The 24,332-nt window shown below is 45.4% G+C and carries 11 protein-coding genes; 2 read left to right on the top strand and 9 right to left on the bottom strand.

The window, feature by feature from the left end:
* Window positions 1-142 precede the first annotated feature (142 nt).
* The 9 genes from H8B17_RS06155 to galB all read right to left on the bottom strand — a co-directional run bounded on the left by H8B17_RS06155 (window position 143) and on the right by galB (window position 18,572).
* Window positions 143-2,794 (bottom strand): glycoside hydrolase family 3 C-terminal domain-containing protein, encoded by a 2,652-nt coding sequence (locus H8B17_RS06155; protein ID WP_190308239.1) that lies wholly within the window; start codon window positions 2,792-2,794, stop codon window positions 143-145.
* A 45-nt stretch (window positions 2,795-2,839) separates the two neighbouring features.
* Complete coding sequence (locus tag H8B17_RS06150; protein ID WP_223816383.1) at window positions 2,840-4,933, bottom strand: hypothetical protein; 2,094 nt, start codon at window positions 4,931-4,933, stop codon at window positions 2,840-2,842.
* Between the two features lie 44 nt (window positions 4,934-4,977).
* Complete coding sequence (locus H8B17_RS06145) at window positions 4,978-6,846, bottom strand: sialate O-acetylesterase (protein WP_190308238.1); 1,869 nt, start codon at window positions 6,844-6,846, stop codon at window positions 4,978-4,980.
* Window position 6,847: 1 nt separating this feature from the next.
* On the bottom strand, window positions 6,848-8,221 hold the full coding sequence (locus tag H8B17_RS06140; RefSeq protein WP_190308237.1) for a glycoside hydrolase family 43 protein: 1,374 nt from the start codon (window positions 8,219-8,221) through the stop codon (window positions 6,848-6,850).
* 32 nt (window positions 8,222-8,253) lie between these two features.
* Window positions 8,254-9,819, bottom strand: a complete 1,566-nt coding sequence (locus tag H8B17_RS06135) for a glycoside hydrolase family 43 protein (RefSeq protein ID WP_190308236.1) — start codon at window positions 9,817-9,819, stop codon at window positions 8,254-8,256.
* An 11-nt stretch (window positions 9,820-9,830) separates the two neighbouring features.
* A complete protein-coding gene (locus H8B17_RS06130) occupies window positions 9,831-12,287 on the bottom strand; it encodes a glycoside hydrolase family 95 protein (RefSeq protein WP_223816382.1) in 2,457 nt (818 codons plus the stop codon).
* A gap of 23 nt (window positions 12,288-12,310) precedes the next feature.
* On the bottom strand, window positions 12,311-13,138 hold the full coding sequence (locus H8B17_RS06125; protein ID WP_190308235.1) for an alpha/beta hydrolase: 828 nt from the start codon (window positions 13,136-13,138) through the stop codon (window positions 12,311-12,313).
* 73 nt (window positions 13,139-13,211) lie between these two features.
* Complete coding sequence (locus tag H8B17_RS06120) at window positions 13,212-15,806, bottom strand: glycosyl hydrolase 115 family protein (RefSeq protein ID WP_190308234.1); 2,595 nt, start codon at window positions 15,804-15,806, stop codon at window positions 13,212-13,214.
* A 45-nt stretch (window positions 15,807-15,851) separates the two neighbouring features.
* Window positions 15,852-18,572, bottom strand: a complete 2,721-nt coding sequence (gene galB, locus H8B17_RS06115) for a beta-galactosidase GalB (protein ID WP_190308233.1) — start codon at window positions 18,570-18,572, stop codon at window positions 15,852-15,854.
* Window positions 18,573-19,233: 661 nt separating this feature from the next.
* Between galB and H8B17_RS06110 the strand changes: the two genes are divergently transcribed.
* Both H8B17_RS06110 and H8B17_RS06105 read left to right on the top strand, forming a co-directional pair.
* Entirely contained in the window at window positions 19,234-22,398 is a 3,165-nt protein-coding gene (locus H8B17_RS06110) for a SusC/RagA family TonB-linked outer membrane protein (protein ID WP_223816381.1), read from the top strand.
* Between the two features lie 11 nt (window positions 22,399-22,409).
* Window positions 22,410-24,326, top strand: coding sequence for a RagB/SusD family nutrient uptake outer membrane protein (locus tag H8B17_RS06105; RefSeq protein ID WP_190308232.1), 1,917 nt, complete (start codon window positions 22,410-22,412; stop codon window positions 24,324-24,326).
* Window positions 24,327-24,332 lie beyond the last annotated feature (6 nt).

Here is a 24,332-nt window from a genome sequence, read left to right as displayed (position 1 = left end):
GGTTGCACTCTTCTACAATAGTATCGGAACTGTGAATAGAATTATCTTGGTTGCTAATGCAATATTAGGATTATGCACGAATGATAATATTCGTACATGTAACATAAACGTTTCAATTGGTTACATCATGCGTTTATGCTCTCTAATCCGCGATTTTAAGTGTTAAAGTTTTCAATCCCATATCGGCCGAAGTACCTCCATAAAGAATAGTATATGCGCCAACTTTTCGCTGTAAAGCATCTGCGCTTTCCTCATAAAAATGAAAAGCCTCAGGGCTGATTGCCACATCGACCGTTTTTGTTTGTCCTGCTTTGAGGGAGACCCGCGCAAATCCTCGTAACGATTTAACTGGAGCGAGCGCATCATTATTCCGCGTCACATAAACTTGTACGACCTCTTCGCCATCTATCTTTGAGGTATTGGTCACTGGAATGGACAACTGCACCGGACTATCGCCCTTAAAAGTTGATTGCGCTAACTGTACATCACCATAAGAAAAAGTGGCATAACTCAAGCCATGCCCAAACGGATATAACGGTGTATCCTTCATATAACGATACGTACGTCCCTGCATATCGTAATTTTCAAAACCTTGCCGTGTTTCGTCTCCGGTTTGGGTCAGGGCGCCATCCAGCTGTGCTAAGGTTCTATAGAAAGTCACAGGTAAACGTCCCGCTGGATTATAGTCGCCGAAAAGGACATCCGCCACCGCAGTTCCCGCTTCTTCTCCGCCATACCAAGCACAAAGCAAAGCATCGTAGTTTTTTTCATCTTGCTCCAAGGTCAGGGAGCTTCCGGTACACAGAACGAACACCACCGGCCTTCCCGTTTGGCGTAATGCAGCCAACAGGTCGCGCTGAACTTTGGGCAAATCGATAGAGGTTCTGTCGCCTCCTTTGAACCCCTCCGCATCCACAAACATTTCTTCCCCTTCTAGTTGTGGGGACAAGCCACCAGCATAAACAATAGCATCGACATCTTTCAAACGCTCTGTCAAATCCGTAAAGTCAGCTTTCTCCTTTTTAAAGACAGCGAATCCCATCGTCAGGATACTGCCTTTTTGGCGATGTTCGAATACCATCGGATAGGCTTTTCCTTTCTCTACCTGCACGGCATATTCCGCACCACGAACCGCTTGACGACCTTCCATTTTACCTATTTCTTTTCCATCAAAGTTTAAAACGTAACCATCGTTGGCGTTCGCTTTAAAGACGACTTCACCGGTATAAGGAGCCACAAAAACACCCGAAATACGCGTGGACGTATTTTCCAGGTTGACATCCTGCGCCAAGGCGGTACCGCCACGGTTAGAATATTCAATTCCCAAACGGTTTGTTAACGTACGCACGGGCTTCCCTTCCAACATATTGTTGTTGTAAAATTCTACTTTCAAACCTTGCTCACCATCTTTTGATGTGAAGAACGATTCGTACAGGGAATGTCTTACCCAAGGGTCGACAAGGTCGCTACCTTTTTCATAGATGACTTCCGCATTGGGCACTTTTTCCCGGATGCCTTCTAAAATCGTCACCGTCGAGGTCGGCGTACCATTATAGTTGCCCCAAAGCATCATACTATCCGCCGCATTTGCCCCCACAACGGCTATCCGTTTCAATTTTTTGCCTAACGGGAGTGTTTGGTTATCATTCTTCAACAACGTCATGGATTGGCGCGCAACGTCCAAAGCCTGCTGTCTATGCTTGTCGGAGGCTACAATGTCATAAGATAATTGACTCCATGGCACACGGTCTGCCGGATCAAACATGCCCAATTCGAACCAACCTCGTAAAATACGTCGCAATGAAACGTCGATTTGTTCTTCCGTGATCAGTCCCTCTTTCACCGACGCTAATAAATGTTCATAAGACTGTCCGCATTCCAAATCCGTAGAAGTTAACACCGCATTTGCGACTGCTTCCGCAGGCGTGTCGTGGGATTCGTGATGTCCTTTTTTAAAAAAATCATCAATCGCCCAGCAGTCCGATACGACCATGCCTTCGAAGCCCCATTTATTCCGGAGAATATCCATCATCAGCCGATCACTTCCGCAACAGGGCTGTCCTTCAAAGGCGTTATAAGCGCACATCACTTCCTGCACGTTTCCTTCTTGTACCAACGCTTTAAACGCAGGCAGATAGGTTTCCCAAAGATCACGATCGGAAATCACCGCATTATACGAGTGTCGGTTCCATTCTGGGCCGCTATGTACCGCATAATGTTTGGCGCAGGCGTGCGTTTTAAAATATCTGTCATCGTCTCCCTGTAAACCTTTCACGGCTGCTAATCCGAGGCGGGTTGTCAAATAGGGGTCTTCCCCATACGTCTCTTGTCCGCGTCCCCATCTGGGATCTCGAAAGATATTGATATTGGGCGTCCAAAAACTTAAGCCGTAATAACGTCCCCGTTCTTCTTGACGCACCGCTTCGTTATATTTCGCACGCGCTTCATCCGAGATGATCTCAAATGTCTTTAAATGATTCTCTTCATCCCAAGTAGCAGCCATACCAATGGCTTGCGGAAATACCGTTGCTTTACCGGAACGTGCCACCCCATGCAACGCTTCGTTCCACCAATCATAGGCCGGGATCCCCAAGCGTGGGACCGGTTTTGAACTGTTCATCATCAATCCAACTTTTTCTTCCAAGTTCAGCATTCCGATGAGGTTGTCTATTCGTTCTTCAACAGGAAGATCTGGATTTCTAAAAGGATGATCATTCTTTTCATTTCCCTTGTGGGTGCAGGCCATCACTACCGTGATCAAAAAAGCACCCATCGAATAAAATATATTTTTCATATCGTTATCGGGTTTATCGTATACGTCCATTCTTTATCAACGTCCTTACTCCGAAGAGAATAGAACGCAGTATGTTTTAACTACATCGTTATAATCAAACTCCACTATCGCGCCTTCCGAAATGTTTTCTGCTTGTGTTATACTCACTTTTACATCCGGGTTATCCGCAGAAGCCGACACCATCGGTATTGTGGTCGTGTTAGTCGGCATTTTATAAGTCGCCTCATAACGATTATAACCGACAATACCATTCGCGTTGGTGGATCGAATAGGGGCATCCGGCAGCACGATCTCTTTCCCATCGACCGTGATATTCACGGTAGGCACGATGGGACGGACGATTTCCTTTTCATTCGAACTGAACCCAATCCCCGCCAGATCGAAAAGCACTTCCGATTCATCGCCTTCAGCGACTAGAAAGATCGCATGTTTTTTATCTAAATGGTTTACAAACTCAGCCACGTCTACCGTGAATTTTGTCGGCTCCTGCGCAGAACTAGCAGGAACCGTAATCTCTCCGATCTTTTTCCCCTTCCAGCCTTCGTTATCCCACGGTCCATCTAACCAAACATTCACTTTAAAAGTTTTTGCAGTTTTGGGCGTAAGAAATACATTAAAAGCTGTTTCATTACCTTTTTTCGTTCCTTCAAACGCTTTTAAACCTTTCTTATCCTGATCGAGCCCGCCGAAACCAAAATATTTATACCCTATGATATGACCATCTTTTACCTTTGTTATCGGCATATGGTTATCCCAAATATCCCAAGAATCTTGCATCGTGCTTACGTCGGAAAGATAACAAGCATAACCCGCCGAGTAATACTGATAAGGATCCAAGCCGTAGACGTGAAAGCCTTCTGACGTCACCTCTGCTCCCGTATATTCCCTTCCTTGGCTATCTTTGGCTGTCCATACACTGTCCGCAGCATACGGGTCGTAAGCACGGATCCTGACGGTACCACCCTCGGATACTGGCTTCTCATCCCAATCTATTGTTATAGCCGCTACCACTGCCTGACGTGCAAAACCAAAATTTCTCGGAGGCCTGTGGTAAAAAGCATACCATTGTCCGTTAATCAATTCGATACTGCCGTGTGTATTATGTCCGCCATTGGTCGTTTCCAAAGCACTTCCGTCCCGGTTGAGCACCGGTCCACGTGAATCGACTAATACACCGCCGCTTTTCCACGGTCCCAATGGGGAATCACCTACCAGATACCGTAGAGTAGAATTAGAGCTACCGATTCCATATTCCGGCCCCGAGTACCCACTATAGACGGAAACGTACTTATTGCCGACTTTCCGAATCGACGACGCTTCGAAAAAGTTGAACGAGCCCAAGTCTTCACCCGGTAAGATGTTCGGATATTCCGTTCCTTCGGGATCACGCAACTGGCCATATCGGGCACTTGCCGGTATAAAGTAATTGATCACCTCTGTGCCCGGTCTAACCGAATACATCGTATTTTGGTCTAGCTGAGCCGCCAAAGAACGTTGGAAACCCCAATATCCATATGCGCGGTAGCCAATTTCATAATCTGGATCATTCGGATCCGTGATGTATTCAATATATACCGCCGGATCGAATCCTAGAATACTTCCTGGCACCGTACGCTTTCCATCGGCTGTTAGGTTGATGGGTTTAAACGGACCGTCCGGTCGATCCCCTTTTGCCACCATAGCCTCTCTATGCGGTCCGCGGCTATGCGGATACAGGTAATATTCCTTTTTGCCGTCTTTTCTTTTTACCTCTACAAGATCCGGCGCATACATCACGTCCCATTGCTCGTCAATTTTGTAGGTAAAAATAGCACCTTCATCCCTCCAGCTGGATAAATCCTCCACAGGGGCCGACCACATCCGAATGTCCGGTCCACAATAACTGGTTAATCTCAAATCGTGCGAACCGATAATATACGCTCGATATTTCCCGGGATTATCGGGATCTTCGAATACACGAGGCTCGCCATCGGGCACATGCTCCCAAAGGGGTAAATACGGATTTCCAGCCGCCTTGTGTACAAATTTCTGCTGAGCAGCTGTTCCTTGCGTGGTCTGGTCCTGCCCTTTTACCTCGGTTACAGAAAACAACGTCGCAGCAACAACGGATAACACGATTTGCTTTTTCTTAAACATCATTTTAAATCTCTTATAAATAATACTTCTATACATTCTTCCTATTTCTACCAATCGTCAGTACGGAACGGCGAAGCCAACAGGCCCGCCTTGTTCTCTAGGTTGGCGTCTTCCGGGTTATTGCTCCAGCCATAGCGGACGGCTAGCGGATTTTTCACCTGTTCGCTATGGACCACAACCGTATTGCCTTTGACGACGGCCTGCGCCCACACAAACTTTTTATCCTCTCCTGCGATCGCAAAATGCCGTAACGCTCCGTCTCTACTGCACAATCCTCCACCAATCTCCGTGAAAGACAATACTATTTTATCGCCTTCTATTTTCATACCCTGATATATAGGCCCCGAGCTGGTTAACTTTTCGCTATAAGATATTTTCCTTGCCCCTAAAAATAACCGATGCGCAATATCCTTTTTGTTCAAAGGATGAATGTCATTCCATTCGCCCACATCGTATGTCACGGCTAATGTCGTATTCGGAACCCGCTGCGTCGCTTTAAGCTGTGCTTCGCGTATTTCTGCCCAACCACTTTCCTCAGGCTCTTCCGATTTTTTTAAGTAATTGGGTAACTGTACGATCAAAAATGGCAGTTCAGGAGCTCGATACAATTCCCGCCAATTACGCATCAACGACTCCAGATGGGTTTGATAATCCTGTGGGCGACCGGCATTCGTCTCTCCCTGATACCAAATTGTTCCTCGTACCCGGTAATCACGGATAGGGTAAATCATGCCATTGTACAATCCCGATCCGGCTGTTTTTATATTTTGGAGGCGGGCTCTGTATACCGCAATTTCGTCAAAGTCTACACCGACCTGATATTGCCATTCACCACTTAGATCCACCTCGATATCATCTCCAATGACCTTATAAGACTTGTCCTCTACAAAACCACCGCCGCCGTTCTTTGCCGTTAACTGTACCGTAATGTTATTTTTCCCAGCACGCAACACACCCGCCGGGATATGATATTCACGCGGCGGATACATATAGGAGGTAGAACCTACAAAGTGTCCATTCACGAAAACAGAATCACTATCGATCAACATGCCCAAACGGAGTTTTGCGTGCCGTCCGTCCATCGATTTAGGCATTTCAAATTCTTTTCGAAAATAGATTACGCCTTTCGTGTGTATTCCCTGAGAGCGCCAATGCCCCGGCACGGTCATCATTTTCCAGTGGATATCATCCCAATTCGGGTTCGTCCACTTTCCTGCTCCCTGGTCTTGCATTGCTTTAGGCAAGCTGTCGACGGCCACTTGATCAACCAATAAATGCGGGAACTCCCGGAGATGTTCTTGGCTAATCCAACTTTCAATCGCGGAACCGCCCAAACTAGAGACGAGCATACCCACAGGCACTTTCGTATGATTGTAAGCTTCTTGTGCATAAAAATAGGCCAAAGCCGTCCAATTCATCACTTCCGAGGCCACGGCTGAGTGCCATTTTCCGCCCTTAGGAATATCTTCCTGTACCGATTCGACCGTGTTTTGTGTAGGCACTTTAAAATGGCGGATCATGTGGTTATTGGATACATTTATTTCCGGATAGCGATGCGTTAAACGCGCAATAGGCGTTTCCATGTTTGATTGCCCGGATGCCAACCATACGTCGCCAATGAGGATGTCTCTAATTACGATTTCATTGACTTCCATGATATACGGCCCTCCTGCAGCTTGCGGAGGTAAGGACACAAACCATTTGCCATCGTTGCCCGCTTCCGTATAATAGTGTTCACCTTGAAACCGAACGGTTACTTTCTCGCCTACATCCGCCCATCCCCAGATACGGAGATCAATGTCACGCTGCAGGACCATCTTGTCGCCGATAAGTGCAGGTAAACGTATTTTGGCCAAGACACCAGATCCACCTAATAAGCAAAAAACAATGGTTAGTCGAAAAAACAGCTTGTCCATTCTAATTTTCTTTAGAAAACATCCAATAATCAAAATACATGATTATGCCGGGCTTATTTTTTGCTTTGAAAACAAAATATACGTCGTGCTTCCCCGAGATCTTCGGGATATCATGCGACACTAGTGCCCATCTATTATCTCCTCCCGTCCGCGGTACTTCTATCGTGGTCAGTACCCGTCCATCTACTCCATCTAGACGGACTTCCATCGTGACACCCGTGTTGTGCGTCGTTCCAATCCGTGCCGTAAATCTAGAAGCGCCCGCAGCAAAATCCACGTTTTTTACGCTCGTATAGGCACCGTCTTGCATGGCTTGTACGAATACGCCAACCTCCTCATTTTGCTTCGCTTTGACATGTTCAGACCAGGCGATCGTCTCTGCTTCCACTTTCTGGTATGGGTTCAATGGCTTCAGCTGCTCGGTAACCCCCTGCGTCATGTTTAAGGGTGTGATTGCGCCCTCTTTAGTAAATTCTACCTCTTCCACCGCCACAGAACGTGTAAAACCGCTTCCACCCGGCAGTGCACCGTTGTGATAAAATAAATACGTCTTTCCTCTAAAATCTATAATTCCGGGATGGTTCGTAAAGCTATGCCCTTCTGTCGGCATTAACTTTCCACCGTATTTCCACGGACCAATCGGTGATTCGCTAGTCGAATAACCTAAGTGTTCCGGTATAGGCCCACCAGCCCACAATAGGTAATACAGGTCTTTTCTTTTATATAACCATGGTCCCTCCTCATAGAGCGTCGGTCTCTTTTCTACATTTCCCTCCCGCGTGCCGAATGCCTCCGAAGTCATGGGAACCTCTGTAATTTTACCGCTCAGCGAGATCATATCTTCGTTCAGTTTCACATGATACAGAAAAGGGTTCCCCCAATACAAATAAGCCTGTCTGTCATCGTCTATCCATACAGTCGGGTCAATATCCCCTTCATTCGTCTGCACCAAGGGATGACCCAGTGGATCGTAAAATGGCCCATAAGGGCTGTCGGAGACAGCGACGCCGATTGCCGGACGGTTGTTAATAGCGGAAGTTATCGGTGCATATAAATAGAACTTACCGTCTCGCTCAACGACCTGAATTGCCCAAGCATCTCCTTTTGCCCAATGAAATGTCTTATAAGAGGCGATAACCCCGTGGTCCGTCCAATTGACCATATCCTCCGTTGTATAGAGTTTCCAATCGTCCATGACAAACCAAGTGGAATTGTCTTCATCGTGGCTGGTATACAAATACATTTTGTCCTTGTAAACCATAGGCGCCGGATCGGCGGTGTACATTGTTTGTACAATGGGATTTTGTGCATTGACAGCATGTCCTCTGCCTAATACGATAAGCAAAAACAGACAGAAATATCTTTTTGTAATCATTGTATTATTAATTATTTCTCTATTGCCATTCATTATTGACCGATTTCGAAATAATCAAAATCGACATATCCACCAGGAGTCTTTGTTGCATAATTAAATAAACCAAAACGATAGCCCATAAAGTGCGGGATAGTATAAGCCATCTTTAACTCCGTTCCGATGGGGCTCCATTTTTTTCCATCCAAGCTATAAAAGAAATTAGCCACATCTTTTTTATTTGTGAAATCGCATTCGGCCTTTAAATATAGTGTCTGTTGGGTTACAGGGATGTTCGCAACTTCTTCGGGTGTCCCGGTTGTCGCGTTGACCATTACCAGTGATTTTTTATTGTCTACCATACGTACACCAACCAAGCCATAGTTTTTTTGCAGGAGAGAAAGTCCTGCGAAATCACCGTCTTTCATTTTTGACACATCTATCGCCGTAGCTCCCACACATGTTGGTCCTATTGTGCGTTGCGTTAACGTGTTCCTTGCCTGTAAGAAGTTCTCGTCTATACGATCCGTTTTCAGACGCAGATATCCCTTACGCTCGCTCACCGACCAAAGATGATCTGCCGGATTGTGATTCCATTGCCACACCAGTGGTAAATCAGGCTCGCCATTTTTTCGACTGAAGTCGTCGGAATGGACAATGCCGGGTATAAGCCCTTTGCTAGCCGGAAGATCCAATTCCATCGGCACCTTACCGTCTATGCCCAAAACAGGCCAGCCATCTTCCCATTTCACGGGAACCATAAACGGAATCCGGCCTACCGCGCCGTAGTCTTGAAATAGGTAAGCATACCATTCTCCGTTAGGCATATCGATAAGTCCACCCTGTGCGACACCCTTATCCTGTAGAACCACACGACCTTCATATGGCCCTTCTAGTTGATCTGCTCGATGTACAATCACGGTACGCATTCCGCCCGGCGGCCATGATATATTGAACAGGTAGTATTTTCCGTTAACTTTAAACAGTTGGGATCCCTCCGCCGGTAGACCGCCTTTTGTACCTGCGGGGGTGCTCGGCGAGGTTGCGTTTTCGATCAGTACACGTTGCGTTTCGGGTTTGATACCCGAAAAATCAGGTTGCAGTTCGACGATATTAAGCTTTCCCCCACCCCATATCATGTATATTTTATCGTCCTCGAAAAAGAGCGTATGATCATGCATCATGGGTTCAAACTTCTTGACCTCCCAGGGGCCATTTTCTATATCTTCGGTTATATAGACGTAGGTTTTGCCGGTAGTTTGTGCAAATGTACTCACGTAATACTTCCCGTTGTGGTATCGAATGCTACTGGCCCATGTACCCCGACCATACGTGCTTTTCCCGTTATTCAGGTTCAGTTCGTCCATATCCGCCAGCGATGTATGGCCATAGCCAATCAGTTCCCAGTTCACCAGATCTTTGGACTTCATCAGCGGGAGCCCCGGATTCATGTGCATCGTGGTACTGCTCATATAGTAGGTATCTCCCACACGAATCATGGACATATCCGGCACATCGGCGAAAATTATCGGATTTTTCGCTTTTTGCGCATAGGAAACGCCAAAGATACCGATTAACCCTATACAGGTAAACGTTTTTAAAATGGTTGAAAATCTATTCATGGATTATCGTGTTATTTTTTATAGAAACTATATTCTTTACCCGCTATCGTAGCCAAATCGTACTCATAAACCTTCTGTAAGTCATTTCCTTTCAAAGAAGCCTGCTCCGAAACAATAACTTCAGCACCTTCGACCGCATTTAATAAACTATTTGGGTTATTACCGGAAGCCTCCTGCAGTCCTTTACCCGTCAATGGTACATACGAACGCAAACGCAAGTTTCCTCCGATAGTCGAAGCCACCGTTACTTCTTGTACTTCACCGTTTTCCCAGCGCATGTCCAATTCAAACCCTCCCCTCGCCTTGATCCCCTTCACAGAACCATCCGGCCAGACATCCGGCAGTGCCGGTAATACATGTACCGCTCCATCATGACTCTGGACTAACATCTCCGCCACGCCCGCCGTCAAGCCGAAATTACCATCAATCTGAAAAGGCGGATGTGCCGTAAACAGGTTCGGGTACGTTCGTCCGTCTTCATTTTTACCGTCCGCCAACGTCAGCATATTATTGATGATTCTATACGCATGGTTGCCATCCAGAAGACGCGCCCAGAGATTAACCTTCCAACCGATCGACCAACCCGTTGCCATATCCCCCCGGTAGTTTAACGAGTTACGCGACGCTTCAAAAAGTTCGGGCGTCCGATACGGAGAAATCTGATTACTAGGATACAAACCATAAAGATGCGATACGTGTCGATGTTCGCTTTTCGGGTCATCACGGTCTTCCAGCCACTCCTGCAGTTGGGTGTGTTTCCCCACCTGCATAGGCGGGATACACTCGGCTGTTGCTCGAATCTTTGCTCTATACGAGGCGTCTCCCCCCAATATTTCGTTCGCTAGTGCCGTACGGGTCAACATATCAAAAGCCAATTGATTGTCCATCGTGACCCCGGCCGACATAGGTCCATGTTCCGGTGAGACTGATGGAGAAAGAACCAACCAACCTTTGTCTGTATGCTTAGGATGTTCAATCAGGGTTGTCAATAAAAAGTCTGCTGCTCCTTTCATAACCGGATACACTTCACGCAGAAATTCCCGATCACCTGTGTATAAATAGTGCTCCCATAGGTGTTGTGCCAACCAGGTTCCACCGGTTGGCCACATGCCGGCTGCGGCAAAATCTATAGGACTTGTTACGCGCCAAATATCCGTATTGTGGTGCGCTACCCAACCATCTGCGCCGTACAGCTTTTTAGCTGTTTCTTGACCACTTTCTCCGAGTTCTTTGACCATCTGAAAAAGCGGCTCGTGTGTTTCGGAAAGGTTAGTCACCTCGGCCGGCCAATAGTTCATTTCGGCGTTGATATTGATGGTATATTTACTATCCCAAGCTGGGTGCATCGAGTTATTCCAAAGTCCCTGTAAGTTCGCTGGCTGTCCGCCGGGTTGCGACGAACAGATTAGAAGATAGCGCCCAAACTGCGCCAATAGCGCAACCAATGCCGGATCTTGCGTTCTCTTGAAATTCGCTATGCGCTCGGTCATAGTACGTTTGGAATCTACGGATTTTCCCAAGTCCAACGAAAAACGACCAAACTGCTTATCATAACGTTCCGTATGCGTTTGCTGTGCCTTTCGGAAATCTTTCTGTATAGCCTGTGCAAGTTTGTCGGCCGCACGTGAGCTTTGGTTGTTGTCAACCGTTTTATAATCCACGAAGTTGGTTCCGATCGAGATATAGAGCACAACAGAACTCGCATCAGATACTGTTAGGCTGTTATCTGTCAAGGCCACTTTACCATCTTTATTCTTGACGGTCGTATGTGTTTGATATACAATTTTTCCTTCAATCCCTTCGTGTGTAGCTCCCTTCCCTTCTAGCACTAAACAATTGCCCTCTTTAAAAACCTTATGTTCAGCGGGGTTATTATATTCTACCGTGAAATTTAACGCGCCCTTTTTGCTTGCCGTTAACTGCATAACAATAACGTCTTCTGCAAAAGATGACAATACTTCTCGGGTATAGATCACACCATCTACGGTATATCTAGCGGTCGCTACCGCTTTTTCCAAATCTAGCTCACGCGTATAATTGCTATAAGTTTCATGCCCAGGAAAATATAATAAGACACTTCCCGCGGTTCGGAAAGGCATTCCGTGTGTCTTTGTGAAGAAGGTCTCATTGATGAGCTTGTCCGCTTCACCCGTCTTTCCGTCAAAGATCAACTGTTGAATTTGGGCCAATGCTGTCCCTCCTTTTTCGTTGTCGTTACGATAAGGCCCACCTCCCCAGATGGTTTCTTCATTGAGTTGCAGTTCTTCACGCTGTGGTATGCCATATACCATCGCTCCCAAACGCCCATTGCCGATGGGTAATGCTTGTTCCCAAACCTTCGCGTCTGCCGGCTTGTCGTACCAAAGTTTGAGTTGATTAGTCTCTTGCCCATATGTGTTACCGCTATATAGCATCATAACCCATAATCCTATCATGGCCGATGCACGCAAACTTATTTCTATATTCATATTATCGCGTTAAGAATAGGTTTTTATTGGAATAGAAGCTGACTCACTTGGTATAGATCATTTTTCCATACCTTAAAATCATGCCCTCCCGGTTCGATGTAATAAATATGAGGAACCTCATGCTTTTCCAAATATTCATGGGTGCGCTCTGTGAATCGCATCAACCTATCCTGATCTCCGCAGGAAATCCAAAGAAGTTTTAATTTATCTTTCGCCTCCTGTGGATTAGGCAACAGCTGTTCAGGCGTCCGCGTATTTGGAGCCGAAGAGAAACCACCCACCCAAGCAAAAACATCCATGTTTCCCAATCCGAAGTTTAGCGCTTGTCCGCCCCCCATAGACAGACCCAACAAGGCTCTATGTTCCCGATCTTTTTTTACTGCGTATTTTTGTTCGACGAACGGAATCAAATCATCGAGCAGGTCACGCTCAAAAGTAGAAAAGGCCTCTACTTTATCCCCGGCCATGATATCGCCGGTTGCCCGATCATCCTTCATCGCCCGGCCATTGGGTAATACCACGATCATCGGCTCTATTTTTCCGTCTGCATATAAATTATCCAAAATAATATGTGGCACACCATGCCTAAACCATTCCAACTCATCTCCTCCTATGCCATGGAGCAGGTACAACACCGGATATTCCTTTGATTTATCATACCCCGGCGAGGTATATATTAATGCCTTCCGCTTGACCCCTACCGTTTTAGAATTGTACTCGACGGTATCTATTTTACCGTGGGCAATATCGGATCGCTGTACATCGAATCCCGCCGGCGCAATTTTCACATCTTGTGCGTCCGAAGCACCCCATATCAGTACGGCTCCTAAGATTAAAATGATCTTTTTCATAACATGTTTATCTATTTCTATAGTTGTTAATTTATGGTATATGACCATAAGCTCCCAAACACTGTTCCGTCGGCTAATCTTTCGCGTTTTCCCTTGAAATCCGCTTATTTGGCGACTCATCCATAAAAAGATAAGTATCCTGATAGCCGCCAAAATCAACAATTATTTTTTCGAATACGATCCCTGGGTCCAGTGGTTTCAGGGTTAATGTCTGCATACCATCAACCGTGTTGGGTACTTGAAACTTCGCTTCCTTTTTCACCACACGGCGAGCGACCGTAGGATAGAATACGCTATAAACATTTTCCGGTTCTTCGTTCAGGTCAGCATTGAAGTTTATCATTTTTTCTGTACCATCCTCAAATCCCACCATGTATTCATGCCCCTTGCCATCGTGAAATGCCAAAGTCGATTTAACGACCACATGCACATTCACTTCGGTGACGTCCTTCGGAATCTGCATCTTATAAGATAAAGACGCTCCTTCGACGGGTTTCGAATAAGGCATCAATGCCATACCGCTCAAGGTACGTCCCATATGCGGAATAACGGTCCACTCTGCTTCCGATGCGTTATCAGCTTCAAAATAATGCTCCGCTTCGATCACGACAACACCATCCTTCCCTGTAAAAACATATCCCCCAACCGCTTCTTCGGGGTTTTCCAGACGGTAAATTTCCGGCAATGTATCTTCTGGGAAATTATCATTCCACGACGTATATCCAATTTTCTTTTGGGTCATCATGCCGTTCCATTTACCGTCAGACATCACGTGATTATAATCGTAACTTAATTCCGCATCGCGTTTGAATGCTTCTTCAACCTTGTCTGCCCAATTATTTGCTTGCGGATTGTTCTCCTTATATAGCTTATGATTCATTGCCTGCGCATAGTACATGGTGTATAGATTTGCCATCGCTTGTACGGGGTACAGGATCAGTTGCTTATAAGCATCTCGATATTCCGGCTGGAGTGTAAGATATTGGCGAAGCGCTTCGGCTTCGAGCTTGATGTATTCGTCGGATACCTGTTTCCATTCCCCTGTCTCGATATTATAGGTATGACGATCGAGCATTTCAGGGGTAACACGTCCATTGTATTTACTATACAGATTTAGAATACGCATCGCCTCATCTGCCTGCTTTTCACCAAACTGCTGGGCGCAGAATTCGCGTGTATGTTCTAGGAGGTTATCTATCGTGAAGTTATTCGGATTCCAAGCCATGTCTAAGAAAAGAGTAATCGGATATTCCATGGGCTTTAAGTCACCTACGTTCACTACCCAAAGCTTGTCTACGCCGTAATCGTATGTCAGTTGCAACTGCTCCCATATGTTCTGAATTGGACTAACATTCAACCATTTTGTATTACGGGGCGCACCTACATAGTCGAAATGGTAGTACATGCCCCATCCCCCAGGATGATTTCTTTCTTCTCCTTGAGGTAGGCGGCGTACATTCCCCCAGTTATCGTCACAAAGTAGCATGATGACATCATCGGGTGGTCTTAATCCCATATCAAAATAACGTTGTACTTCTTTATATATAGCCCACACCTGTGGTGTTTTCTCCGGGGTTTCGCCCGTTACATCCTTTATGATCTGACGCTGATTTTTGATAATTTCCTCCAGCAGTTTGATATTTTCTTCGTCACGCGCTACATAGTTGTGATCCTCGCCTTCTTTACCTCCCATCGGTGTATCGCCATCGCCACGCATACCTATAGTGATCAAGTCTTCCGTACCGGACGCTCTCTCAATCCCTTCACGGAAAAAGCGATCAATCACCGTTTGATTTTTGCTATAATCCCACACGCCGTAGTCTTTTCGCTTCCTTGCCCATTCCTGATGGTTACGCGCCATCGGCTCGTGGTGCGTGGTACCGATAATGACTCCCATCTCATCGGCTAGTTTACTATTTTCCGGATCGTCCCCGTAGAAGCTCCAGCTCCACATCGCAGGCCATAAAAAATTACCGCGTAAGCGGAGAATTAGTTCGAATACACGGCCGTAGAACCTGTGGTCGCCGTAATTCGTCCCATACGTATGCTTTACCCAGCCTGTTAAACAAGGGGCTTCGTCGTTCAAGAATATTCCGCGGTATTTTACAGCCGGTTCACCCGCCGTATGTTGCCCCCGATCAATCGCTAAATTCTGTTGCGGTTGGACCGGCACATCCGCCCAATCATACCAAGGAGAAACACCCATCTGTTCAGACAGCTCGTATATACCGTATATGGTGCCGCGCTTATCACTGCCGACGATCACTAACGCTTCCTTTACACCTCCTAAAGGATTATCGACTACGGTCATCAAGTATTTTTCGTTTTTACCATGCAGTTGCGTTCCATCAATTTTCTTGTTCTTTATCAAATCCTTGATGTAATGGCTCTCTAACGTGCCAATTATAATCAAACGGTTCCCATTAGGCTCGAATATGAGCGGCGCACGACTGCCGGAAACTCTCGCAAAATCTTCCTGGAGATTCTGGGCGGCAATCATTACCCCTTTATCATCGTTTTGATCGATTAATATTGTACTCGATATGCCTTTTTCAATCAGCGTGAATCGGCTAGCTGACAATTCATGGGAGGTTATCCCTTTATGATCTATTGCCAGCGCATTTAAGCCAGTCAGGGTTAACAGTAGTAATAGTATAAAGTCTTTCATTATTTTATGGTTAATTTATTTGTATAAATGTCATGTTTAGCCTACTCATTTTACTTCCAGTAAGAGGTTGCCACCTTTTAGATGTCCCGATTTTACCGTTACTTTAATCGCTCCTGTCTGTCCTTTTTTTGCCTGTATTATCGTCAGTGCTTTTCCGTTAAACGCCTTGCGTTCCAGTGATGCAAACGATACCAGATCATTCGCATTTCCATTATCTGTCGCCACAATTTCACCCGGACCCTCAATAGTAAAGATTAAATCTTGGTTGCTACGCGGCACAATATCACCGCGATCATCCACCACATCTACCGTTACAAAAATCAAATCTTCTCCGTCTGATTTAATTGTTGGCTTATCACTTGTTAAGCGCAACGCAACGGCAGCATCTGTCGTTCTAACTTTATTCTCCGCCCATTTTTGTCCGTTTTTATAAGCAATCACCTGTAATTCACCCGGCTGGTATACCACGTCATCCCAACGCAAACGATAGTCGCCTTTCTCTTTCATTTTACGTCCCAAGGATTTACCATTTAAAAATAGCTCTGCCTCATCACCAGAAGTGAATACATGTACTGGAACCGTATCATTAATCCGCTCGGGCCAGTTCCAATGCGGCAGAATATGAGCCATCGGGAAATCTGGTCTCCAATAAGATTGATACAGGTAAAAACGATCCTTTTTAAACCCTGCCAGATCAATCATTCCGAAATAAGAGCTCTTAGACTGATAATAAGGCGTTGGTTCACCAATATAGTCCCAGCCCGTCCATACAAATCCACCGGCTACATAAGGATTTTCGTCCATCGTTGCGAATACCTTATCTGCACTCGAGCCGAAAGGCACCGTATAGAGTTCATAACCGCTTACTTGCGCCAGTTCGTTATTTCCTCCCTGCCCTTCGTCTATAGGTGCGCTATTCTCGGGGTATACCGGAAAAAAATACTCTCCACGGCTACTGACGGCTGCCGCATTTTCACTACTGATGATCATCGTATTCGGATGTTTTTCCCGAAACGCCCCAAACGAGGGTGGAGCAGTAATACCTTTCAAGTGCCGATAAGCTGGCGCATCTCGTATACCTTCTCCCTGATAGTTTAAGCTAATGATATCAGCTACGGATGCAAAAGGCATATGCGCTTTGGCATAATTCATCGAAACTGTTGTCGGCCTGCTACTATCTTCTTCTTTAACGATGGCGTTCAGTTTGGCCGAAAGCTGTGCGCCTTCATCTTCGGTATACTGCTCCCCTACTTCGTTACCATAACTCCACATAATAACCGATGGGTGGTTACGATCTCGGCGCATAAATGCACGAATATCCTGTTCGTGCCAATCGTCAAAAATCAAATGAAAATCCAACGGCGTCTTACGTAATTTCCAGTTATCAAAAATCTCATCCACTACCAAAAAACCCAAACTATCGGTGAGCTCCAGTAATTCGCGTGCAGGTGGATTATGCGCCATGCGTATGGCATTACATCCCACCTCCTGCAACATTTCCAATTGCCTTTCGGCGGCTCGACGGTTAAATGCTGCCCCCAATGCGCCTAAGTCGTGGTGCTGATTAACACCCTTCATAATCACATGCTGGCCGTTGACAAAAAGTCCATTCGTTCCATCAAATTCCAAAGATCGAATTCCAAATTTTGTCTCATAGGTATCCGCTAGATTACCATCAACATACACCTCCGTTACTGCTATATAGCGGTGTGGTGTCTGTTCTGGGGCAGGTCCCCAAAGTTTGGGATTGCGAACGGTAGCAAGCGCTGAAAAAACAGCTTTCCGTCCTATTTGCAATACCTTACTCTGCTCAGGAAACGTAAAATCTGCCTTTGAACGCCGTTTCCCTTCCCTGTCTATCCAATAGGCAGATGTAATAACTTTTATATTGCGCTGTTCATTTCCCTTATTGGCTACTGTTACATCTAAGGTCACATCGGCTGACTGTTCCGACACGTTCATCGAACGGATAAACGTCCCCCATTGATCTACCTGTATAGGATCAGTTTTTGTCAACCATACATTTCGATACAAGCCCGCTCCCGGATACCATCTCGACGAACTTGCCGGATTATCCAAACGAATGGCCAATTGGTTGTCGCCACCAGGGATAATATAAGGTGTTAAATCGATCCGAAACGACGCATAGCCAAAAGGCCAGCCTCCAGCCAATTTGCCGTTTATCCATACCATCGCATAAGACATCGCACCATCTACATCTAAGTAGATCGATTTTCCTTTATCCGATAATGGGATTTCTAATTTTTTACGATACCATGCTACGCCTTGCACGGGCAATCGCCCCATTCCTCCGCCAATAGGCACATCCCACCCTTTATAAAATTCACCTCGAGCTGCCCAATCGTGTGGTACCGTGATCTGCTCCCATGTGCTATCGTCAAAATCAGCTTGTACAAAAGGGAAGTCTGTTCCGGGGTGACCATCTGGTATTTGGTGGTGTTTTTCTTTATCTTTTAAAAATGCATTTCCTGATGGTAATATCCACGGTTTGAGTACAAATGCTTCGGTAGTCGCTTTATCACCCTCCACAGGTTTAGCGTCTGCTTCCCGCTTGTCAATATCTTCTTTTACCTCCGGTCTAACATCATAAATAAGGCTATCTCCATCATTTTCATAACGGAAGAATTTCCAATCATCCGATAACAAAATCCGTTCACGAGAATTTTTAGCCTCCTGTTGACCTAAAACAAAGCCGAACGAAAGAATTGCTAGAAATAATGTGACAATCTGTTTAACATATATCATAATGAGCGTTTTTTTATTTTTCCTATCCAGAACCTTTTGGACCGCAATAATTATAGCTTCCTTATCCAATGGCTTGATCGTATGGATATCGTTAATTAGCTTATCGCTAAATTACAAACTTGTCCACGTCTTTACGAAAAGGCAGTGGCAGAATAAAATAACCACCAACCCATAAAACCTTAAAATGACACCATTTGAAATAAATAGAAAGGGATATGCAACATCGAGAAGTAAAAACATCGTTATCTCCTTCCAAAAAAAACGTCTAGACTGTGGAAGAACCAAAACCATAAAATACATTTTAACTGACTGATAATATGAACGTTAAAACACCATGTTACAAACAGAAATCAGAATGAAACACAAAAATTTGAGCTCTTAAATTGTTTTATAGACATTTAACCTCATAAACCAGAGTATCTTCATTGCTAACAGAAATAAAGAACTCGGAAACAGCGTTTTTTTATTTGTCCTGATGCACATAAGGATAAATTTAGCGCGAGAAGCAACAACTAATTTATATAACCATTTAAACAAAAATAATAATATGCGTAACAGACACAACCCGTGGGCCTATTCATCAACAATGTATTAGACGGCACACAATCGCGCGACAACTAACAAGTGCTTTTATTAAAATAATAATCAATTAAAATAAACTATGATGATAGAATCTACTAATTCTCATTGGAGATATTGGCAGCGTTTGAATGGTTTCTCCCGTCGATCGCTGATCATCCTTTTTATCGGCTGGATCAGCTCCATGACGATTGCTGTCGCCCAAAATACCCGAACGATCCAGGGTATTGTGATAGACCAACACCAAAACCCCGTAGAGAATGCGAATGTTGTTGTAATGGGCAGCAACATCGTGGCGTCTACCGATGTAAACGGCGCTTTCACCTTATCACAGGTGCCACAAAACGCAAATACAATCGTGGTTTCCAAAGTTGGCCACAGCCGCACCGAGGTAACGATAGGTCATCAAGATCAGTTCCGTATTACCATCACCAATGAAAGTATCCAGATCGAAGAGACGATCGTTGTGGGATACGGAACCCAGAAGAAAGAAAGTTTGGTAGGCGCGATCGCTCAAACTACCGGTGAAGTGCTTGAACGCACGGGGGGCGTCACTAACCTCGGAATGGCCTTGACCGGTAATTTGCCTGGGCTGGTGACATCGAGCTCTTCTGGTATGCCGGGTGGCGAAGATCCACAGATCTTAATCCGCGCACAAACATCCTGGAACAGTAGCTCTCCCCTAATTTTAGTCGACGGTGTTGAACGGTCTATGAGCGGGATTGATATCGCCTCGGTCGAAAGCATTTCTGTACTAAAAGATGCTTCCGCCACCGCCGTATTCGGTGTAAAAGGAGCAAATGGCGTTATCCTTATTACTACCAAACAGGGACGATCTGGAACGGCTGTCATCCGTGGTCGCGTGAACACCACGGCAAAAGTGGCCTCGCGACTACCAACAAAATATGATGCCTATGATGCTCTTTCGCTGCGTAATCGGGTAATCGAGAATGAGCTTATCGTTGACCAAATCGGATGGGGAAACATACGACCTGAAGAAATATTATTAAAATATCGGCATCCAGCCAATGCCGAGGAATGGGATCGATATCCCAATGTGGATTGGGAAAAAGAACTTTTTCGATCACATGCCATGTCCTACGGTGCGAATGCCAACGTATCCGGAGGAACAGATTTTGTCACCTATTTCGGTTCAGTTGATTATGTTAAAGAAGGTGATTTATTCAAATCTTTCGAAAACAACCGGGGTTATACTTCCAATTATGGCTACAACCGTGTGAATGTACGCAGCAACCTCGACTTTAATCTAACCAGTACGACGAAATTTTCAACGAAGCTATTTGGGTCTAACGGCGTACGTCAATTTCCTTGGAATTCGGCTGCCCAAACCGATAATGCATTCTGGGCCTCTGCCTACCGATCGTCTCCAGATGCGATGCGTCCGATATATTCCGACGGTACGTGGGGCTATTATACCCCTAGAGAACATGATGTTCCGAATTCAGTATATAATCTAGCCGTTTCCGGTTTAGAAAAGCGCACCAATACCCAATTGACAACCGATTTTATTATTACGCAAGACTTGAGTATGGTTACCCAAGGGCTTAGCTTCCGGGCTAACTACTCCCTAGACAATACCTTTGTCGAACATGAAAGGGGAGTCAATGATCTATACAATGGACCTCCCCGTAAATGGATTGATCCGGAAACAGGCAATATAACTTGGGAAGAACAAGTTGATGGGTCCACCCAACTGGATTATTCCGACCGTATCCGGTGGACGACCGCTTCTGGAGCCCTAGATAAAGGAGCAACGTACCGTCGTATCAATTATTCTGCCCAATTAAACTATAACCGACAGTTCGATAAGCATAATGTGGGTGTAATGGGCTTGTTCTTAAGAGAAAAGTTTGCTGTTGGGAGCATGTTTCCGCGTTATCGGGAAGATTGGGTATTTCGGACTACCTACGCATTTGATGCCCGTTATCTTTTTGAAGCAAACGGCGCTTACAATGGTTCAGAAATGTTTGGCCCGGATTACCGCTTTGATTTCTTCCCCTCCCTTTCTGCCGGTTGGGTGATCAGCAATGAGAAATTCATGCAAGGCCTTCCATTTATAAACACCTTGAAAGTAAGGGCTTCTTGGGGGAAAATAGGTGACGACAACGTTAGTGGACGTTGGCTGTATAGAGACCAATGGGCATTTGGCGGTAACGCACAAATGGGTAGTCCTATTCAAAATACCCCATTTACTTTTTATCGGATTACGGATTTAGGTAATCCCAATATCTTTTGGGAGAATGTGGAAAAACGTAACCTGGGCATCGATTACTCCTTCTTAAATGGGATGCTTTCTGGCAGTGTCGATTTCTTTCGGGACTTAAGAACCGACATTATTATCGACGGAAATGGACGGGCTATTCCCAGTTATTTTGGACAAACTGCGGCGAGAGCTAATCTTGGAAGTGTGCGCGGACAAGGCTATGAACTGGAGTTAAATTTCAATCATCGGTTTGCCAACGGCCTGCGCTTATGGGCTAACACCAACATGACACATGCAGTTAATGAAGTATTATTTCGAGATGATCCAGAGTTATTACCTGCTTATCAGAAGCAAGCCGGATGGCAATTGGGACAACATAGAACCCATATCGACCACGGACATTTAGCCAGTTGGGATGATATATACGGGAGCACAGAACGCACCTCGAATAACCATCTAAAGCTGCCAGGCGATTATAACATTATCGACTTTAACGGCGACGGTATCATCGATCGATTCGATTCCGCACCTTACGGCTATTCGGGTTCCCCACACAATACCTATAATGCAAGTATTGGGGGCGAATGGAAAGGTATTAGTCTTTTTGTACAATTCTACGGAGTGAATAATGTATCTCGAACGGTAGACTTTCCGACCTTCAACACGTATTCCGGATCTAACGTAGCTTTCGTCGAAGGTACTTACTGGACGAAAGAAAACGGTGGTGGCGATGTTCCCCTTCCTAGGTGGGGCACACTTATTCCTTACGCCGGAAATGCTACTCGCTATCTGTATGATGGATCTTATGTACGCTTGAAAAATGCTGAAGTAGCTTACACGCTCAGTGGAAAAATCGTAAACAGGTTAGGGATCAATGCCTGCAGAGTCTATATAAACGGAAATAATTTGCTTTTATGGACAAAGATGCCGGACGATAGGGAATCAAACTTCGCGGCCAGTGCAGGTGGTGGAGCGTATCCCACCGTACGTCGCATTAACCTAGGTCTGGATATAACCTTCTAAAACTAGCTAAAATGAAAACATATTTTAAAAAGATATTATGGCAACTCGTTGTCATATCCACATGTTTAGGTACCAGTTCGTGTCAAAAATATCTTGATAAATCGCCGCTCGCGGATATTGACGAAACGGAAGCCTTTAAAGATTTTCGGAATTTTCAAGGATTTACCGAGGAATTATACAATTGTGTCCCTGTGATTACCGCCATTGGTTCGCACAATAACTGGAATTTTGGAGACGAAGAAATGTGGGAGCCTACTGAAACGCGGCTACTGGCTTATAATATAGACCATGGAGATTATTGGGCATGGAATACCGCAATTTTTGGGTCCTGGTTCAAATCTGGTGGAAATCCGAACAATCAAGTGCGCGAGAACAAAGGAAACCTATGGGGACTATCTTGGTACGGCATACGTAAAGCCAATATCGGGCTAGCCAACCTAGATTTACTAATCGATGCGACACCGGAAGAAAGACGTCTGATTGAAGGACAACTGTATTTTTTCCGAGGATGGTTTCATTTTATGCTTATGCAATATTGGGGTGGGTTACCTTATATCGATACTGTGTTGCCTCCAGATGAAGCACCGAGGGTCGTTCGGTTGAATTATCACGAAACGGCAGAAAAAGTGGCCGCCGATCTTCGGAAAGCGGCTGATTTACTTCCCATATCCTGGGAAGAAACCGCTGTAGGTCCCAACATCGGAAATACGGATCGCCGGGCAAACAAGATCATGGCCTTAGGATTCCTTGGGAAAAATCTATTGTTCGCTGGAAGCCCACTCATGAACGAAGAATCTACCGGCGAGCGGTCTTATCATACGGAATATTGCAAACGTGCTGCAGATGTATTTGGAGAAGCCCTGAATCTTGTAGAATCTACCGACCGTTACCAATTGGTTCCTTTCTCGCACTATTCGCGCATTTTTTACACCTTTAATCAAAATTATGCCATTCCAGGCGCTGTGGTCGTAAATAATCAACGTTACACAGAAGCTATTATGATGGAAAATCCAGCGAATGTCTCCGACAATCGTTTCCGATGGAATCAGGTCAATGACTATCGTCCGATGACCATTAATGGCTCCGGAATCAAAGTGTATCCTACGGCAAATTATGTAGATTATTATGGTATGGCGAACGGCCTGCCGATAAAAAATCCGACACAGGCAGATTCCGAATCGGGATATGATCCGGAATACCCTTGGCGGGACCGTGATCCGCGATTCTATCATGACATTATGATTGATGGAGAAAAAGCTGTCAACAATGGAGGCCTCGTCGGCAATAACGAATATCGTCAATACGCCAGTCTATTTACTGGGGGCTTTTACCGTACCGCCAACCCAACCAAAGCCGTGTTTACGGGCTATATGTTCTCCAAATTCGTCTCCAAACAGATGAACGATTGGGAAGGGTTTGCTGACGGAAATACTGTTCTTTTGAGTCTACTGCGCCTATCGGATGTATATTTAATGTATGCCGAATCGGCATCAGAAGGGTATAATTCTCCAACCGGAAAAGCGCTCGGCTATAGTAAAACTGCTGTTGATGCCGTTAATTTTGTACGGGATAGACCGGGACTAGGCGTTGGTCATGTCGCTCCTCAATTTTTAGTCTCACAAGAAGCGTTCCGGGAAGAATATAGGCGGGAACGCGCTGTCGAGCTGGCCTTTGAAGGACATCGGTTTGTGGATCTTCGTCGCTGGCTCTTATTATCCGAACGCCCTTATACCTATAAGAAGGGGATCGAGTTTGATCGGGCCACACCCAACGACGAAGTATATGCCGATCCAAGAAATGCGCGGGTAAGAAACTTCCGGCAAACGATTTTATTTGAAAGACAATACACCCAACGGCATTACTGGTTTCCGTTTCTCGTAGACGACATCAGTATATACGAAGAGTTTCCTCAGAACCCAGGTTGGTAGTATAAA

The sequence above is a fragment of the Sphingobacterium arenae genome, from assembly GCF_014692505.1.
Classification (GTDB): Bacteria; Bacteroidota; Bacteroidia; order Sphingobacteriales; family Sphingobacteriaceae; genus Sphingobacterium; species Sphingobacterium arenae.
The sequence above is the reverse complement of the archived record's forward strand: the minus strand, read 5'-3'. Positions and strand labels throughout refer to the sequence as shown.

Coding starts and splice junctions, on each gene's coding strand:
- H8B17_RS06130 (WP_223816382.1), bottom strand. CDS start 12,287: ATGAATATAGAAATAAGTTTGCGTGCATCGGCCATGATAGGATTATGG.
- H8B17_RS06110 (WP_223816381.1), top strand. CDS start 19,234: ATGATGATAGAATCTACTAATTCTCATTGGAGATATTGGCAGCGTTTG.
- H8B17_RS06150 (WP_223816383.1), bottom strand. CDS start 4,933: ATGATGTTTAAGAAAAAGCAAATCGTGTTATCCGTTGTTGCTGCGACG.
- H8B17_RS06145 (WP_190308238.1), bottom strand. CDS start 6,846: ATGGACAAGCTGTTTTTTCGACTAACCATTGTTTTTTGCTTATTAGGT.
- H8B17_RS06105 (WP_190308232.1), top strand. CDS start 22,410: ATGAAAACATATTTTAAAAAGATATTATGGCAACTCGTTGTCATATCC.
- galB (WP_190308233.1), bottom strand. CDS start 18,572: ATGATATATGTTAAACAGATTGTCACATTATTTCTAGCAATTCTTTCG.
- H8B17_RS06125 (WP_190308235.1), bottom strand. CDS start 13,138: ATGAAAAAGATCATTTTAATCTTAGGAGCCGTACTGATATGGGGTGCT.
- H8B17_RS06155 (WP_190308239.1), bottom strand. CDS start 2,794: ATGAAAAATATATTTTATTCGATGGGTGCTTTTTTGATCACGGTAGTG.
- H8B17_RS06140 (WP_190308237.1), bottom strand. CDS start 8,221: ATGATTACAAAAAGATATTTCTGTCTGTTTTTGCTTATCGTATTAGGC.
- H8B17_RS06135 (WP_190308236.1), bottom strand. CDS start 9,819: ATGAATAGATTTTCAACCATTTTAAAAACGTTTACCTGTATAGGGTTA.
- H8B17_RS06120 (WP_190308234.1), bottom strand. CDS start 15,806: ATGAAAGACTTTATACTATTACTACTGTTAACCCTGACTGGCTTAAAT.